At 67.9% G+C, this 17,316-nt stretch carries 15 protein-coding genes; 6 read left to right on the forward strand and 9 right to left on the reverse strand.

The features are described from left to right. Window positions 1-3: 3 nt before the first annotated feature. Window positions 4-522, forward strand: coding sequence for a hypothetical protein (locus tag QLQ15_RS09060; protein WP_283212468.1), 519 nt, complete (start codon window positions 4-6; stop codon window positions 520-522). A 60-nt stretch (window positions 523-582) separates the two neighbouring features. Here QLQ15_RS09060 and QLQ15_RS09065 read toward each other — a convergent pair whose 3' ends face one another. From QLQ15_RS09065 to QLQ15_RS09100, 8 genes are all read right to left on the reverse strand, one after another. Beyond that, window positions 583-1,194: a glutathione S-transferase N-terminal domain-containing protein gene (locus QLQ15_RS09065; RefSeq protein WP_283212469.1), complete on the reverse strand. Its 612-nt coding sequence runs from the start codon at window positions 1,192-1,194 to the stop codon at window positions 583-585. A 155-nt stretch (window positions 1,195-1,349) separates the two neighbouring features. Then, window positions 1,350-1,808, reverse strand: coding sequence for a cell wall hydrolase (locus tag QLQ15_RS09070; RefSeq protein ID WP_283212470.1), 459 nt, complete (start codon window positions 1,806-1,808; stop codon window positions 1,350-1,352). Window positions 1,809-2,272: 464 nt separating this feature from the next. Further along, complete coding sequence (locus QLQ15_RS09075; RefSeq protein ID WP_283212471.1) at window positions 2,273-4,336, reverse strand: NADPH-dependent 2,4-dienoyl-CoA reductase; 2,064 nt, start codon at window positions 4,334-4,336, stop codon at window positions 2,273-2,275. Between the two features lie 146 nt (window positions 4,337-4,482). Continuing rightward, the gene (locus tag QLQ15_RS09080) at window positions 4,483-4,833 is read right to left on the reverse strand and encodes a hypothetical protein (RefSeq protein WP_283212472.1); all 351 of its coding nucleotides are present in this window, start codon (window positions 4,831-4,833) and stop codon (window positions 4,483-4,485) included. A 128-nt stretch (window positions 4,834-4,961) separates the two neighbouring features. After that, window positions 4,962-5,981, reverse strand: a complete 1,020-nt coding sequence (locus QLQ15_RS09085; RefSeq protein ID WP_283212473.1) for a zinc-binding alcohol dehydrogenase family protein — start codon at window positions 5,979-5,981, stop codon at window positions 4,962-4,964. Between the two features lie 173 nt (window positions 5,982-6,154). Then, window positions 6,155-7,183, reverse strand: coding sequence for an aldo/keto reductase (locus QLQ15_RS09090; protein ID WP_283212474.1), 1,029 nt, complete (start codon window positions 7,181-7,183; stop codon window positions 6,155-6,157). Window positions 7,184-7,195: 12 nt separating this feature from the next. Continuing rightward, a complete protein-coding gene (locus tag QLQ15_RS09095) occupies window positions 7,196-8,467 on the reverse strand; it encodes an SGNH/GDSL hydrolase family protein (RefSeq protein WP_283213981.1) in 1,272 nt (423 codons plus the stop codon). 58 nt (window positions 8,468-8,525) lie between these two features. Then, window positions 8,526-9,722: an MFS transporter gene (locus QLQ15_RS09100; RefSeq protein ID WP_283213982.1), complete on the reverse strand. Its 1,197-nt coding sequence runs from the start codon at window positions 9,720-9,722 to the stop codon at window positions 8,526-8,528. A 158-nt stretch (window positions 9,723-9,880) separates the two neighbouring features. Here QLQ15_RS09100 and QLQ15_RS09105 point away from each other — a divergent pair, with 158 nt between their 5' ends. Continuing rightward, entirely contained in the window at window positions 9,881-10,795 is a 915-nt protein-coding gene (locus QLQ15_RS09105; protein ID WP_283212475.1) for a LysR family transcriptional regulator, read from the forward strand. Between the two features lie 151 nt (window positions 10,796-10,946). Here QLQ15_RS09105 and QLQ15_RS09110 read toward each other — a convergent pair whose 3' ends face one another. Continuing rightward, window positions 10,947-11,738 (reverse strand): DODA-type extradiol aromatic ring-opening family dioxygenase, encoded by a 792-nt coding sequence (locus QLQ15_RS09110; protein WP_283212476.1) that lies wholly within the window; start codon window positions 11,736-11,738, stop codon window positions 10,947-10,949. 138 nt (window positions 11,739-11,876) lie between these two features. Between QLQ15_RS09110 and QLQ15_RS09115 the strand changes: the two genes are divergently transcribed. The 4 genes from QLQ15_RS09115 (at window position 11,877) to QLQ15_RS09130 (ending at window position 17,194) form a co-directional block, all read left to right on the forward strand. Continuing rightward, entirely contained in the window at window positions 11,877-13,340 is a 1,464-nt protein-coding gene (locus QLQ15_RS09115) for a bifunctional 2-methylcitrate dehydratase/aconitate hydratase (protein ID WP_283212477.1), read from the forward strand. A gap of 170 nt (window positions 13,341-13,510) precedes the next feature. Then, window positions 13,511-14,608 carry an OmpA family protein gene (locus QLQ15_RS09120; protein ID WP_283212478.1) on the forward strand — a complete coding sequence of 366 codons (1,098 nt, stop codon included), beginning with the start codon at window positions 13,511-13,513 and terminating at the stop codon, window positions 14,606-14,608. Between the two features lie 232 nt (window positions 14,609-14,840). Then, the gene (locus QLQ15_RS09125) at window positions 14,841-15,923 is read left to right on the forward strand and encodes an OmpA family protein (protein ID WP_283212479.1); all 1,083 of its coding nucleotides are present in this window, start codon (window positions 14,841-14,843) and stop codon (window positions 15,921-15,923) included. Window positions 15,924-16,111: 188 nt separating this feature from the next. Then, the gene (locus QLQ15_RS09130; RefSeq protein WP_283212480.1) at window positions 16,112-17,194 is read left to right on the forward strand and encodes an OmpA family protein; all 1,083 of its coding nucleotides are present in this window, start codon (window positions 16,112-16,114) and stop codon (window positions 17,192-17,194) included. Window positions 17,195-17,316 lie beyond the last annotated feature (122 nt).

Consider the following 17,316-nt stretch of genomic DNA (forward strand, 5'->3'; position numbering starts at 1 on the left):
GCCATGCGCGACGACGAAGTGCCGAACAAGACCGACGCCGGGCGCGACGAGATCCAGAGCCGCGCGCTGAAGCTGCCCAATGTGCTCCGATCGATCCTGCTGATGGTGGATGGCCAGCGTAATGTCGGCCAGCTGCGCGGTGTGATCGCCGGACTCAAGGGGCCGGACGATGCGCTCGACCAGCTCGAAGCACTGGGCCTGATCGCCGCGCCCAGAAGCCTGGCCGCCGCGGCTGCCGCGACGATTCCCGACGCGGTGCGCGCTGCGGCATCGCCCGCTCCCGCGCCGTCGGCGGTGGCCGTTGGCAACGGCTATTCCGCGCTGTACACGCTGATGTCGGAAACGGTGCGCGACCACCTGGGCCTGCGCGGGTACTTCCTGCAGCTCAAGGTCGAACGCTGCAGCGACGTGGGCGACCTGATGGCGCTGCTGCCGGACTTCAGCGCGGCGCTGGGGAAAGCCAAGGACGTGGGTTTCGCGACGGAAATGGACCGCCGCTTCCGGGCGCTGGCCGAAGCCTGAGCGTGTGGGGCTGGTGAATCGCCGCGGAGGCGTCATGCGCCTCCGCGGGATGCCTGTGCCTCAGGCCAGGCCTTCGGCCTTCAGCGCCGTCTGCACGCCGGGGTCGGCGTCCATGCGGGCCTTGAACGCGGCCAGATGGTCCAGGCCCGACAGGTCGATGCCCACGCCCTGCGCCCATCGCAGCGTGATGTAGAGGTAGGGGTCGGCGAAGCTGCGGAAGCCGGCGAGCCACTGCTTGCCGGCGAGCTGGCGGTCGGCCACTTCGAACTGGGCGCGCACGCGCTTGCGGGCGGTGGCCTTCACCGCGTCGAACTGGCTGTCGTCGGCGATGAAGTTGCCCGGGCCGAACAGCGGCTTGAAGGCCGGATGCACGTCCGAATTGACGAAGGCCAGCCAGCGGGCCGCCTCGGCGCGCTGGCGCGCGCTGCCGTCGCCGGTCAGTCCGGCCTCGGGGTAGGTGTCGGCGATGTAACCCATGATCGCCGCGTTCTGGGTCAGCACGAAGTCGCCGTCGACGATCGCCGGCACCGCGCCGGTGGGATTGATCGCGAGGTAGGCCGGCGCCTTCATCGTGTCCTTGTCGAGGATCTCGACCGAGAACGGCTGGCCGGTCCACTGCAGGGCGATGTGGTCGGCGGTTGAGCACGCGCCGGGCTTGCTGTAGAGCTTCATGCGGGGATCCCTGTGAAAGAAGCGAATCCCGACACTATGGCCGAGCGGGCGTGACGCCCTCAACGGCGGAGACGCAACGATTCATCCCGCGCGGGGCGTTGCCGTTTTTTCACCCCGCAGGAGCGGAACGGGCCGCCGAAGCGGCACGGGCGGACTTACGTCCGCCGCGGCTTCAGCGACTGCACCTTATAGAAGGTGTGATCGCCGATCGTCGCCACCTGGTACGCCGTACGCCACGACGGGCTGGCGATGGCATGGGCGGCGAAATGGCTGGCGCCGGGAACGATCTCCTTGCGCTGGCCAGCCGGGAGCGCCCAGTTGCGCTCGGCATCGAGGGCGATGGTGACGGACTCGGCCCAGGCCTCGGTGTTGGTCAGGCGCGTGGCCGGCGACACCAGGGTCGGGGCGAACTGCTTGCGGGCCGTGACCACGTCACAGACCGTATTGCCCCACAGACCGCTGTCGCGGCGACGCAGGGCGACCTCGGCGACCGCCTGCTGGCCCCGGACCGACTGGTCGCGGGCTTCCAGGTAGACGGTGGTGCTCAGGCACAGCGAATCGGCGGTTTGCGGTGGCAGCACGGAGGCCAGCCACAGGATCCAAGCCAGTTTCATCTAATCGGACTCCTTGCTCCGTTGCGCCTGCCCGCGGGTGGCGCCCTCTCTGGAAAGGAGACGGGAACCGCGACACGGACCGGCATGGCGTACTGGGGAGGGCAGCGGCTCTGCGGCGCGCTTTTGCCCATTCACCAAATCCGCGCGGAAGGTACGGCTGCGCGGGCGGTGAGGGTCGCCACCAAAAGGGGTGGCCGAAAAAGTTGGCGCAAGGTAGCGGCGCGAAGATAAACGTCACGTGAACGAAGGGGGCTTGACCGTGCGCCGCCGCATGCGGCTGGAAATTCTGGGTCCCGTCGTAACGTCTTGATTCTGCTTGGATGTTTTTCGGCCACAGGCCAGCTAAAAACCAAACGCCCGTTCAGGATTCCTCTTCCGGGCGCCCGCGCATCACTCGATGCACGTCGCGCGAATGCCGTCACAACACGCTGCAGCCCCCGTCCCGCAAGGGCTGCGCAGTTTGGCTACAACGCCGCCGCCAGGCGGCTGCCCTGGGCGATCGCACGCCTCGCGTCGAGTTCGGCGGCGACGTCCGCACCGCCAATTACATGCGCCGTGATGCCGCGCTGCGCCAACGCGTCGGCGAGCGGCCTATAGGGTTCCTGGCCCGCGCAGACCACAACATGATCCACTGGCAGCGTCTGTTCGCTGCCGTCCACGCGAACGTGCAGGCCCTCGTCGTCCACGCCCACGTACTCCACGCCGCCCAGCATCCGCACGTGCCTGGCCTTCAGCGTGGCGCGGTGGATCCAGCCCGTCGTCTTGCCCAGGCGGGCGCCCGGGCGGCCGGGGCTGCGCTGCAGCAGCCAGACTTCGCGCGCGGCGGGCTCGGCTTCCGGCGGCGCCAGGCCACCGCGGTTGCCCTCGTAGGCCAGGTCCACGCCCCACTGCCGACGCCAGCGCTCGGCGTCGAGGCTGGCGCTGGGGCCGTGCTCGACCAGGAACTCGGCCACGTCGAAGCCAATGCCGCCCGCACCGATGATCGCGACCTTGCGGCCCGGGACCACGCGGCCGCTGAGGACTTCCAGATAGCTGACGACCTTGGCGTGGTCGGCGCCCGGCATGTCCACCTCGCGCGAGCGGATGCCGCTGGCCAGCACCACGTCGTCGAAGCCGGCCAGCGCATCGGCATCGGCCCGGGTGCCCAGCCGGACGTCCACGCCCGTCTGCGCCAGTTTCCGGCCGAAATAGCGCAGGGTCTCGTGGAACTCCTCCTTGCCCGGGATGCGCTTGGCCAGGTTGAACTGCCCGCCGATCTCGTCAGAGGCCTCGAACAGCGTCACGTGGTGGCCGCGTTCGGCCGCCACGGTCGCCGCCGCCAGACCGGCCGGGCCGGCACCCACCACGGCGATGCGCTTGGGGTTCGTGGTCGGCGCGTAGTTCAGCTCGGTCTCGGCACAGGCGCGCGGATTGACCAGGCAACTGGCGGTCTTGTTCTCGAACACATGGTCCAGGCAGGCCTGGTTGCAGGCGATGCACGTATTGATGTCGTCCGCGCGGCGCTCGCGTGCCTTGTTCACCCATTGCGGGTCGGCCAGCAACGGCCGGGCCATCGAGACCATGTCGGCCTCGCCACGGGCGAGGATGCCCTCGGCCACGTCCGGCATGTTGATGCGGTTGGTCGTCACCAGCGGCACCGACACGTGCGGCTTCAGTCGCGCGGTGATCCCGGTGAAGGCCGCCCGCGGCACGGAGGTGGCGATGGTTGGTACGCGCGCCTCGTGCCAGCCGATGCCGGTGTTGATGAGCGTCGCGCCGGCGGCCTCGACGACCTTGGCCTGCTGCACGACTTCATCCCAGGCCAGCCCTTCATCGACCAGGTCCAGCATCGACAGGCGGTAGACGATGATGAAATCCGGCCCGCAGGCCTCGCGGATGCGACGCACGATCTCCACCGCGAAGCGCATGCGCTTGCAGGCGTCGCCGCCCCAGGCGTCGTTGCGGTGGTTGGTGCGCGGCGCGGTGAACTGGTTGAGCAGGTATCCCTCCGAGCCCATCACCTCGACGCCGTCGTAGCCGGCCTCGCGCGCCAGCGTCGCGCTGCGCACGAAGGCGCGGATCTGGCGTTCCACGCCGCCGGCCGACAACGCGCGCGGCGTGAACGGATTGATCGGGGCCTTCAGCTTGCTGGGCGCCACCTGCAACGGGCTGTAGCCGTAGCGGCCCGCGTGCAGGATCTGCAGGCAGATGCGCCCGCCATGTGCATGCACCGCGCCGGTGACCTGGCGATGCCGGCTCACCTCCCACGGGAAGCGCATCGTGCCGCCGAACGGCTTGAGCCAGCCGGCGAGGTTGGGCGAGAAGCCGCCGGTGACGATCAGTCCCACGCCACCGGCCGCGCGCTCGGCGAAATAGGCGGCCAGCTTGGGGAAGTCGGCGGCCTTGTCCTCCAGCCCGGTGTGCATGGACCCCATCAGCACGCGGTTGCGCAGCGTGCAGAAGCCCAGGTCCAACGGCGCGAACAGGTGCGGGTAGAGCGGGTGGCGCTCCGTTGCGGAATCGAAGGTCAGGGGGCTGGCGACCGTCATGGCAAATACGCTGGCGTATGGAAGCCGGCACGATGCCGTGAAAGCCCGCGCGCTTCAAGCCGCTCGCGCCATGTCGACCGGATGACCGACGGAAGGCGCCATGTGCGGCGCTTCCTTCTCCTTTCCGTCCGCGCCGGAGCCGGCCGTCAGCTGCCCGGCATAGGCAGGCACTCCATCACCTCCACGGCATCGCCGGGGAAGATCGCGAAATGCGGGTGGCCTTCGAACATGCGCGCCGCGGCCTCCTGCGACTCGGCGCGGACCACGGTCCAGGCGGCCAGTTCGTTGCGAACGTCGGCGATGCCCTGCGCGCTGATGCGCTTGGTCCGGCCCAGCGGGCTGCCGCCGTCGACGATCGCCGCGCGGTGCCGCTCGACCCACTGCCCCCAGGCCTCCATGCCGGCGGTCTCGCGGCGGCTTCGTTCCACGTCGTCCAGCGCCTTCCACGCGTCCATGGAGGCGGCCGATCCCAGGAACACGGCGAGGTAGTTCTTCATGCGTCACTCCTTGTCGGTGGGGCGGCAGGTGGCCGTCCCTCCTGATACGACGAACGCCACCGGGCCGCATCGACATCCGCCGCCTTCCCGACGACCGGCGCGGGCGCCGGCCCCGGCTCGGCGCCGCCTCACCAGCCGGCCAGCACCAGCTTTCCGATGGTCGTGCCCGACTCCAGTCGGCGGTGCGCTTCGCGCAGGTTCGCCGCGTTGATGGGTGACAGCGTTTCGCGTTGCGTGCCGCGCAGTTGCCCGTCGTCGATCAGCTGTGCGACGCGGTCGAGGATGCGGCCCTGTTCGTCCATGTCCGGCGTCTGGAAGCGCGGACGGCCGAACATCATTTCCCAGTGGATGCCGATGCACTTGAACTTGTACGGATCGCCCAGGCGCACCGGTTCCTTCGGCTCCACCACCAGCCCGACGTGGCCCTGCGGCGCGAGCAGTTCGCCCAGTTGCTCCCAGTAGCGGTTGGTGTCGTACAGGTTGAGCGCCGCATCGACGTGCTCGAAACCCAGCGCCGCCAGCTGTGGGCCCAGCGGCTGGCGATGGTCGATGACGTGGTGCGCGCCCATCTCCTTGCACCACGCGATGGTGTCCGCACGCGACGCGGTGGCGATGACGGTGAACCCGGCACGCCGCGCGATCTGGATCGCGAACGAACCCACGCCGCCGGCGCCGGCGATGATCAGCAAGGTCTTGCCCTTGCCGCCGTTCTCGCTGTCGTAGGGCATGCGCTGGAACAGAAGCTCCCACGCCGTGAGTGCGGTCAGCGGAAGCGCGGCGGCCTGCGCGGCATCCAGTGTCTTCGGTGCGTGGCCGACGATGCGCGCGTCCACGAGCTGCAGCTGCGCGTTGCTGCCGGTGCGTGTGATGTCGCCGGCGTAATACACACGGTCGCCGGGCTTGAAGCCGGTGACCTTGTCGCCGATGGCTTCGACCACGCCCGCGGCGTCGTAGCCCAGCACCTTCGGTTGCGCTTCGACCTGCGGCTTGGGCGAGCGCACTTTCGTGTCGACGGGATTCACCGATACGGCCTCGACGCGTACGCGCAGATCGAAGCCTTGCGGCGCGGGCGGATCCGGCAGTTCGACATCGACCAGCGATTGCGGATCGTCGATGGGGAGATAACGGGTGAGTGCGATGGCTTTCATGGGGACCTCGATGTTCCTTCTCCCATCGGGAGAAGGTGCCCGGAGGGCGGATGAGGGGTGGCGAAGCAGGAGTGGCGAAGATCGTGAGTGCCGTGCGGTGCCGGACAGCCGCATCGCATCGCACGTCCCGACCCTCACCCCAACCCCTCTCCCGCAGGAGAGGGGCTTCAACATCACACCGGCGAAGGATTCCGTTCCGAGAAGCCCGCCTGGTGCCAGTACGGATACGCCGGCGTCACGGCGCTGGCTTCGTCCAATCGCGCGACCTGTTCCGGCGTGAGGTTCCAGCCCACCGCGCCGAGGTTCTGCTTCAGCTGTTCTTCGTTGCGTGCGCCGATCACGACCGTCGAGACGGTCGGACGTTGCAGCAGCCAGTTCAGCGCGATCTGCGGCACGGTCTTGCCGGTTTCCGCGGCGACGGCGTCGAGCGCATCGACCACGCGGTACAGATGTTCCTCGTCCACCGGCGGACCGTAGTCGGAGCTGCCGGGCAGGCGACTCACTTCCGGACGCGGCTGGCCGCGGCGGATCTTGCCGGTAAGACGGCCCCAGCCGAGCGGACTCCAGATCACGCCGCCCACGCCCTGGTCCAGGCCCAGCGGCATCTGCTCCCATTCGTAGTCGCGGCCGATCAGCGAGTAGTACGCCTGGTTGGCGACGTAGCGCGTCCAGCCGTGGCGCTCCGCGGCGGCCAGCGATTTCATCAGATGCCAACCGGAGAAGTTCGACACGCCCAGGTAACGGATCTTGCCCGCGCGCACCAGGCCATCGAGCGTGGACAGCGTTTCCTCCACCGGCGTCTTCGCATCGAAGCCGTGCAACTGGAACAGGTCGATGTAATCGGTGCCCAGGCGCTTGAGCTGTTCGTCCACCGTGCGCAGCAGGTGGAAGCGGGACGATCCCACGGCGTTGGGGTCGTTCTCGTCGAAACGGAACGTGGCCTTGGTCGAGATCAGCACCTTGTCGCGACGGCCCTTGATGGCCGCGCCGAGGATGCTTTCGGCCATGCCGCCGGAGTACACGTCGGCACTGTCGAACAGGTTGAGGCCGGCGTCGAGGCACACGTCGATCAGGCGCGAGGCCTGCGCGACGTCGGTGTTGCCCCACGATCCGAACAGTTCGCCCTTGCCGCCGAACGTGCCGGTTCCGAAGCTCAGTGCGGGGACGCGAAAGCCGGAGTGGCCCAGGTAACGGTATTCCATGGTGCGTTTTCCTTAAGGGGAGGAAGAAGAAGCCGCGGCGTCGCCGAGCAGCGCGTCGAGGTCGATGGCCTGCGCCATCGCGCGGTATCCGGCGTCGCCGGGATGCAGGTGGTCGCCCGAATCGTAGTCGGGCAGGAAGCGTGGGGGTCTTGCGGGATCGCGCGTGATCGCGTCGAAGTCGACGACCGCATCGAACTCGCCGCCGTCGCGGATCCAGGCGTTCACGGCCTGGCGCACGCGTTCCTTGTCGGCGTTGAAATAACCGCGCATGGGTGTGTCCTGCAGCGCGCCTTCGAAGGGTGTCAGCGTGGCACCGACGATGCGCACGCCGCGTGCATGCGCGCGCTGGATCAACTGGCGATAGGCGGCGATCAGCGCGTCCGCGCTGGCGATGCCTTCCTCGGGGCCCAGCGGCGTGCCGTGCCAGCCGATGTCGTTGATGCCCATCAGCACGATCACGGCGGCGATGCCGGGTTGCGACAGGACGTCGCGGTCGAAGCGCGCCGGTGCGTTCTCGCCCATGCGGTCGCGCAGCACGCGCGCACCGGAGATGCCGGCGTTGAGCACGGCCACGTTGCGCGATGCCAGACGCTGCGCGAGCGCGTCGGGCCAGCGCGTGTTGGCGTCCATCGTGGCCATGTTGCCGTCGGTGATCGAATCGCCGATGGCGACGACCGTGCGCGTGGACGCCGGCGCTTCCACCTGCACGGCGCTGACGAACACGCGCGTGGTCAGCGTGGCGTCGTGCTTCATGCGCACGTTTGCGGTCTGGTTGCCGGGGCCGACGTACGCGGTCTGCCGCGCGTCCCAGTGGAACGTCGCGGGCGCCGTGGGCTGTGGGAAGTACAGACTGATCGACACCTCGCCCAGTGCTGGAACGGGCAGGTCGATCGCATCGCTCAGCATCGATGCGCCGGGCGGAACCGTCACGGACGCGTTGCCAGCGAACGTGAGTGCGTGATCGCTACCGGCGACGATGTCGGCTGCCTTGCCCGCAAGCGCCACATGCGCCGCGCCGATCCGCAACGGCTGCGTGCCGTACTGGTTCGACAGCAGCACGCGGATGCGTGGGCCGCCGACGCTCACGCGCGCGGTCTGGCGCACGGTCTGGTCCCAGAAGTGGAAGGGCAGGTTGGTCGGCAACGCGAAGTCGCCGTCCCAGCGCGCCTGCGGGCTGGCGGTCCACGTGGGGACCCACGTGGTCGTCGGCGCCGCCGCGTGCAGCGGCGCGGCGATCACGGCGAACAGCAGGGCGGTCAGCGCAATGCGGTGGAGCGGGTTCATCTTGAACACGTGTCTCTCCTGCGAGGGTTCGTATGAAGCACGGGACTTCGCGTCGGGCTCAGGCGCCTTCCGGTGCGCAGTGCGCGGGCAGTGCGATGCGCTGCGACGTGCGGCGCTCCAGCCACACGCTCCACAGCGCCACCAGCAGGCCGGCGACGGTCACGGCCGAAGCGACCCAGGTAATCGCCGCCAGCCCGGGGCCACGATCGATCACCATGCCGCCCAGCCACGCGCCGATCGCATTGCCCAGGTTGAACGCGGCGATGTTGAAGCTGGATGCCAGGTTCTGACCCGCGCCTTCGGCATGGCGCAGCACGCGCAACTGAAGGGGCGACACCGTGGCGAACGCGGCGATGCCGAGCACGCCGACGAAGGCCACCATCGCAACGGGGCTGCGCAGCCCGAAGCTCATCACCGCCAGCACCGCGGCCAGTGCGAGCAGCGTGCCCAGCAGCGCCGGCGTCGCCTTGCGGTCGGCCAGACGTCCACCCAGCAGGTTGCCCACCACCATTCCGCCGCCGAACACCAGCAGGATCGGCGACACCGCGCTCTCGGCGAAACCGGTGAGCTGCGTCAGCAGCGGCTGCACGTAGGTGATGACGACGAACACGCCGGCGAAGCCGAGCATCGTCATCAGCAGGCCCAGCAGCACCTGCGGGCGTGCGACGGTGGCTAGTTCGTCGCGCAGCGCGACCGGCGCGCTGTCGTCGCGGCTGCGCGGCACCAGCAACGCGATCACCGCAAGCGATACGATGCCCACCACGCTCATCGCCCAGAACGTCGAACGCCAGCCCAGGTGGAGTCCAAGCCATGCACCGGCGGGCATGCCGAGCAGGGTCGCCAGCGTCAGGCCCGAGAACATGATCGAAATGGCCGAGGCCTTGCGTTCGGCCGGCACCAGTCCGGTTGCGACAACGGCGCCGACGCCGAAGAACGTGCCGTGCGTGAGCGAGGTGATCACGCGCGCGACCATCAACGTGGCGTAGTCGGGCGCCAGCGCACAGGCGATGTTGCCGACGGTGTAGATCACCATCAGCGCCATCAGCACCGCCTTGCGCGGCATGCGGCGGGTGAGCAGCGTCAACACCGGCGCGCCGGCGAACACGCCCAGGGCATAGCCCGACACCAGCATGCCGGCGGCGGCGATGGACACGTGCAGATCGGCGGCGACCTGCATCAGCAGGCCCATGATCACGAACTCGGCGCAGCCGATGCCGAAGGAGCCCGCAGTCAGCGCGTAGAGCGCGACGGGCATCCGGCCGGCGGCAGTGGCCGGAGCGGGAGAAGCGGAAAGGGGAGCGGCCACGGCGGCCTCCGTTACGGGAAGCGCGCAGGCTAGGCTCTTGTATCTTCTTCAGAAACCGCCACGATGGTTAATAAGTTTCAACCGATTGTTGATAATTGGAGGCGGGCATGGACCGGATCGGCGATATCGCCCTGTTCCTGAGGGTCCTGGACCTGGGGTCGATCAGCGCGGCCGCACGCAGCCTGGACCTGTCGGTGGCGGTCGCCAGCCAGCGCCTGAAGCGCCTGGAGCGCGATCTCGGCGTGCGCCTGCTGCACCGGACCACGCGACGCCTGCACGCCACGCCCGAGGGCGCCGCACTGGCCGAGCAGGGCCGCCCGCTGGTGGAGGACCTGGAGGCGCTCACCGGCGGCCTGCGCCAGGCCGGCACGGAGATCGCCGGCACCTTGCGTGTGACCGCGTCGGCCTCGTTCGGGCGGCAGTACCTGTCGCCGCTGTTGCCGGAATTCCTCGCATTGCATCCGCGCGTGAAGCTGAGCATCAACCTCACCGACCAGATGGTCGACCTGGTCAGCGCCGGTTTCGACATGGCCATCCGCATCGGCGCGCTGGACGACTCCTCGCTGGTCGCACGCAAGCTGGCCGTGAACCATCGCCTGCTGTGCGCCTCGCCCGAGTACGTGCGCCGCCACGGTATGCCGCGCACACCGCAGGAACTGGCCGAGCACGAATGCGTGCTGCTGGTCGGCAGCCACGGGCGACAGGACGTGTGGCGCTTCGGCGACGGTGCCGGCGGCGAGATCGCGGTGCGCGTGCGCGGTCGCGTGGAGACCAACTACGGCGAACTCGTTCGCGACGCAGCCGTCGCGGGGCTGGGCATCGCCGTGCATTCCAGCTGGCACGTCTGCAACGACCTGCGCGAAGGACGGCTGGTGCAGGTACTGCCGGACTATCCCATCGCCGACAGCGGCATCTACGCCGTGATGCCGCAACGTCGGCTGGTGCCGCCGCGCGTGCGTGCGTTCGCGGATTTCCTGGCGGAGAAGTTCGCGGTCCCGCCGTGGGGCGAGCAGGCGCGTTAGCGAGGCACTGCCTCGCGCGCCTGCACGCCGACCGGCCATGGATGGCCGGGCAGGGGTGTCCGCAGGCCCGAGCGCCGCGCCATGGATGGCTGCCGTGTTGCCGTGCGACTTCCCGGGTGCGCTTCGCTGGCCGGGCTACAACGCGCAGCCGTCAGTCAAACGCGAACGCGTCCAGCGCCAGCGATCCGAACTCGTGCGAGCGATGCAGCGTGCGCGCCTCCGCCGAATCGCCCGCGGCGCCCAGTGCCACGAACAGCGGCATCAGGTGTTCCACCGTGGGGTGCGCGTGATGCGCGTGCGGCGCGCGCTGCTGCCAGTCGAGCAGCGCGTCATGGTCGTTGGCGTCCAGCTGCGCATGCATCCAGTCGCCGAATTCGCGTGCCCACGGCGCCAGCGGTGCATCCGGGTGCTTCCAGTCCAGGTCGCCCAGGTTGTGCACGAAACCGCCCGAGCCGATCACCAGCACGCCCTCATCGCGTAACGGCGCCAGCGCCCGCCCCAGTGCGTAATGCTGCGCCGCCGTGCCGTGCGGCATCACCGACAGCGGCACGACCGGGATGTCGGCCTCCGGATACATGCGGCGCAACGGCACCCACACGCCGTGATCCAGGCCGTGGTTCTCGCGCACGCGCGCAGGCAGGCCCGCATCAGCCAACCGCTGTGCGATCGCTTCGGCCAAGTCGGGCGCGCCGGGCGCGGGGTAGTGCAACGTGTACAGCTCCTGCGGGAAGCCGCCGAAGTCGTGCACGGTGTGCGGTTGCACGTGGCCGCCGAGCATCGGGCGATCGGTCATGAAATGCGCCGAGGCCACGACGATGGCCTTCGGCCACGGCAGCTCGCGGCCCAGGCCGTCGAGGAAACGGCCGGCGGGGGAGTCCTGCACGGCCAGCATCGGTGAGCCGTGGGAGAGGAAGAGGGTGGGCAGGCGGATCGGTGCGTCCATCTGGAAAGGGTGATCCCGTCGACGGGGTTTTCCAAGCGCGACGCCCGCGCCGGTGCGTTCCGTTCGTCGGCCCAATTTCACGGCGACGCAAAGCGTGCTCTGGCACAACGCGGGTTCGGCTTCCTGGAGGGCCCGCCCATGAGCCACTTCGAACCCCGCTCGGCCGCACGCCCCCATCCCGACGCGCCGATGGTGGATATCGCCGACTACCTGGTCGATCGCACCATCGACTCGACCGAAGCGTTCGACACCGCGCGCTACGTACTGCTGGACTCGCTGGCCTGCGCTGCGTTGGCGATGGACCACACCGAATGCGTGAAGCATCTGGGGCCGCTGGTGCCCGGCGCGGTGCTGCCGGGTGGCGCGCGCGTGCCGTTCACCGCGCACGAGCTCGACCCTGCGCAGGCCGCCTACAACATTGGCGTGCAGATCCGTTGGCTGGACTTCAACGACACCTGGCTCGCCGCCGAATGGGGCCATCCGTCGGACAACCTCGGCGCCATCCTGGCCGTGGCCGACTACCTGGGCCGCCTGGCCGAAGCCCGGGGTGATGCGGCAATGACCGTGAGGGACGTGCTGGGCCATGCGATCCGCGCGCACGAAATCCAGGGTTGTTACGCCCTGCGCAATGCATTCAATCGCGTCGGGCTGGACCACGTGATCCTGGTGCGGCTGGCATCCACCGCGGTGGCCACGCGCATGTTCGGCGGCGACAAGGACGAGATCGTCAACGCCATCTCGCACAGCTGGATCGACAACGGCGCGCTGCGCACCTACCGCCACGCGCCCAACACCGGACCGCGCAAGAGCTGGGCCGCCGGCGATGCCTGCCGCCGCGCCGTCGTGCACGCGCTCAACGCGATGAAGGGCGTGGTGGGTTATCCCAGTGCGTTGAGCGTGCCGACGTGGGGCTTCTACGACGTCGCCTTCCGCGGCGAAGCGTTCGCGTTCGAACGCCCCTTCGGCACCTACGTGATGGAGAACATCCTCTTCAAGATCAGCTATCCGGCCGAATTCCATGCGCAGACCGCAGTGGAATGCGCGATGGCGCTGCACGACGAGGTCGCGCCGCGCGTGCGTGCGCAGGGTGTGGACGCGATCGACCGGATCGTCATCGAAACCCAGCAGGCCGGCATGCGCATCATCGACAAGACCGGTCCGCTGTCGAACTACGCCGACCGCGACCATTGCATCCAGTACATGGTTGCAGTGCCGCTGCTGTTCGGCCGCCTTACCGCGGACGATTACGGCGACGCGGTGGCCGCCGATCCGCGCATCGACGCGCTGCGGGACCGCACGCAGGTCCGCGAGAACCCCGATTTCACCCGCGATTACTTCGATCCCGACAAACGGTTCATCGGTAATTCGGTTCAGGTGTTCTTTGCCGACGGCACCGCCACGCAAAAGGTTTCGATCGATTATCCCGTGGGCCACCGACGGCGCCGCGCGCAGGGTATCGGGCTGCTGATGGAGAAGTTCGAGCGGGCCGTGCGGATGAAACTGCCTGCCGGGCAGGCCGATGAACTGCTGGCTTTGGCGGCGCGGCCGGAGGAACTCGAAGTCATTTCCATCACGCGCCTCATGGCAATGCTGCGCGTCTGAATCATTTCGAAGCCGTAAAACCGCTTACGGGAACTTCCTCGAATGTTAGACGGACGTTAACACCGCTTTCACATTGGCAAACTTAACCTGCGCCCGATGGCGTCATAGGGCGGCCGTCCGAAGGACATCGCAGACGCCGTTACCGGTTTTCTGATCAAGGAGCTTGATATATGAATAAGAAACTCCTCTGCGCCGCCCTGTTGGGTGGTCTGAGTCTGGCCCAGGTCGCCAATGCTCAGGTCGCCGACGACCGCTGGTATCTCACCGGCGCGGCCGGCATGAACATCCAGGACAACGATCGCGGCACGCGCAATGCGCCGTTCGGTTCGCTGGGTGTCGGCAAGTTCCTCAACGACAACTGGTCGCTGGACGGTGAGCTGAATTATCAGAACCCGAACAACGACGACAACCAGGATCTCAACTGGAGCCAGTACGGCATCTCGTTCGATGCCCGTCGCTTCTTCAATGCCGAAGGCCGTAACTGGGCGCCGTACATCCTGATGGGCCTGGGTTACCAGCAGTCGGAAGAGGAGTTCGACAACTTCCCGAGCACGGACTCGCCGGGTGAGCGCTCGGAGGGCAACGTCGCCGCCAAGGTCGGCGTCGGTATCCAGAGCGCCCTCGCAGGCAAGCGTGCGGCGATCCGCACCGAGTTGGCCTACCGTGCCGACTACGACCACGGCACGCCCGATGCCGGTCCGGAGGCGGACCGCGACGAGAGCTGGTTCGGCGATCTGCTGGCCTCGGTCGGCGTCGTGATCCCGCTGGGTCCGCCGGTCGTTGCCGCTCCGCCGCCGGCTCCGGCGCCGAGTTGCGCAGACCTGGACGACGACGGCGACGGCGTCAACAACTGCGACGACAAGTGCCCGGATTCGCAGGCTGGCCAGACGATCGGTCCGGACGGTTGCCCGGTGCCGGTGTCGATCGACCTGAAGGGCGTGAACTTCGACTTCGACAAGGCCGTGCTGCGCCCGGATGCGATTTCGATCCTCAACGAGGCGATCGAGATCTTCAAGCGCTATCCGGAGCTGCGCGCCGAAGTGGCCGGTCACACCGACCAGTGCGGTTCGGACGAGTACAACCAGAAGCTGTCGGAGCGTCGCGCCAGGGCGGTGTACGACCACCTGACCAGCAACGGCATCGACGCGGCGCGTCTGACCGGTCCGAACGGCTACGGCGAGAGCCGTCCGCTGGAGGACATGGGCCAGACGTTCCCGGGATGCAAGAGCGAGAAGAACCGCCGCACCGAGCTGAACGTCCAGAACTGACGCCCGGATGCGTTCTAGCTCCATGTAGTACGACGAAGCCCGGCCTGGCCGGGCTTCGTTTGTGTTTACCGTGCATTTTTACGGCAAAACGTTAACTAGTATTAACAAATATCTTGACGGGTGTATCATTCCGGCCGTCAGCGGCCTGTTCAGGTCTCTGCCGGGTGTGTGCCCGCCTGCAGTAAAGACGTGTTCCCCCCAACCGCTTTTTTACTGATCCAAGGAGTGACAGATGAAGATCCGTTTGTTGAGCACCGCGCTGTTGGGTGGTCTGGCGTTTGCCCAGGTCGCCGGCGCGCAGGAATTCGACGACCGCTGGTACCTGACCGGCTCGGCCGGTTTCAACATCCAGGACAACGACCGCGGCACGCGCAACGCGCCGTTCGGTGCGCTGGGTGTCGGCAAGTTCCTCAACCAGGACTGGTCGCTGGACGGCGAGCTGAACTACCAGAACCCGAACAACGACGACAACCAGGATCTCAACTGGAGCCAGTACGGCTTGTCGGTGGACCTGCGTCGCCATTTCACCGCCGAAGGCCGCAACTGGGCGCCGTACCTCCTGATGGGCCTGGGCTACCAGCGTTCGGAAGAAGAGTTCGACGCGTTCCCGAGCACCAACTCGCCGGGCCGTCGTGAGGAAGGCAACCTGGCCGCCAAGGTCGGCGTGGGCATCCAGAGCGCCCTGGCTGGCAAGCGCGCCGCCATCCGCACCGAACTGGCCTACCGCGCCGACTTCGACGACAGCAGCCATAACGCCCCGAGCGAAGACTGGTTCGGCGACCTGCTGGCCTCGGTCGGCGTCGTGATCCCGCTGGGTCCGCCGGTTGTTGCCGCTCCGCCGCCGGCTCCGGCGCCGAGCTGCGCCGACCTGGACGACGACGGCGACGGCGTGAACAACTGCGACGACAAGTGCCCGGATTCGCAGGCTGGCCAGACGATCGGTCCGGACGGTTGCCCGGTGCCGGTGTCGATCGACCTGAAGGGCGTGAACTTCGACTTCGACAAGGCCGTGCTGCGCTCGGATGCGATTTCGATCCTCAACGAGGCGATCGAGATCTTCAAGCGCTATCCGGAACTGCGTGCCGAAGTGGCCGGTCACACCGACCAGTGCGGCTCGGACGCGTACAACCAGAAGCTGTCGGAGCGTCGCGCCAAGGCGGTGTACGACCACCTGACCAGCAATGGCATCGACGCGGCGCGTCTGACCGGTCCGAACGGCTACGGCGAGAGCCGTCCGCTGGAAGACATGGGCCAGGCGTTCCCGGGCTGCAAGAGCGAGAAGAACCGTCGTACCGAGCTGAACGTCCAGAACTGACAGCCCGACACGCGGAATCGCTCCGCAACAACTTCGAAGCCCGGCCTCGTGCCGGGCTTCGTCGTTTTTGTAAGAACCTTTCGCCGGTTCGCTCCAACTAACGTCTTCTTATCATTCCGTCGCTTCGTAAGCGCAGCGATTGCAGCCGTCATGGCCCCGCTGCTCCCCTCAGTTGCAAGGAGTGACAGATGAAGATCCGTTTGTTGAGCACCGCGCTGTTGGCCGGTCTGGCGTTCGCGCAGGTTGCCAACGCGCAGGAATTCGATGATCGCTGGTACGTGACCGGTGCGGCCGGCATGAACATCCAGGACAACGATCGCGGCACGCGCAACGCGCCGTTCGGTGCACTGGGCGTGGGCCGCTTCCTCAACCAGAACTGGTCGCTGGACGGTGAGCTGAACTTCCAGAACCCGAACAACGACGACAACCAGGATCTCAACTGGAGCCAGTACGGCGCCTCGCTGGACCTGCGTCGCCATTTCATCGCCGAAGGTCGCGACTGGGCGCCGTACCTGCTGATGGGCCTGGGTTACCAGCGTTCGGAAGAAGAGTTCGTCGTCGCCCGCGCGGATTCCCCGTGGCAGCGTGAGGAGGGCAACCTGGCCGCCAAGGTCGGCGTTGGCATCCAGAGCGCCCTGGCCGGCAAGCGTGCGGCCATCCGCACCGAGCTGGCCTACCGCGTCGACTTCGACGACGGCAGCGTTCACGCGCGCGACGAGGATTCCTTCGGCGATCTGCTCGCGTCGGTGGGCGTGGTGATTCCGCTGGGTGCGCCGGCCGCGGCCGCCGTGGTCGCCCCGCCGCCGCCGGGCTGCGACGCACGCGATGACGACGGCGACGGCGTCAACAACTGCAGCGACAAGTGCCCGGACTCGCGGGCTGGCCAGGTGATCGGCAACGACGGCTGCCCGGTCGAGCAACTGACGATCGACCTGGACGGTGTGAACTTCGACTTCGACAAGGCAACGTTGCGCCCGGGTTCGATCGAGACGCTCGCGACTGCGGCGGAGATCCTGAAGCGGCATCCGGAGCTGCGCGTCGAAGTTGCCGGTCACACCGACCAGTGCGGCAAGGATGCGTACAACCAGACGCTGTCGCAGCGCCGCGCGCGCGTGGTGCATGACTATCTGGTCGCCCATGGTATCGACGCCTCGCGCCTGGCCGGCCCCAACGGGTATGGCGAGAACCGCCCGCTGGAGGACATGGGCCAGAAGTTCCCGGCGTGCAAGAGCGAGAAGAACCGCCGTACCGAGCTGAACGTCCAGCGCTAAGCGTGTAGCTTCCCTGCAAGCTTCGAAGCCCGGCCTCGTGCCGGGCTTCGTCGTTCATGGCCGTGGCTTCACGGCACCGCACGAGCCCGGGCGTACACTGCCCGCGCAGCCGGCGCACCGAC

This window comes from Lysobacter stagni (genome assembly GCF_030053425.1).
Classification (GTDB): domain Bacteria; phylum Pseudomonadota; class Gammaproteobacteria; order Xanthomonadales; family Xanthomonadaceae; genus Lysobacter_J; species Lysobacter_J stagni.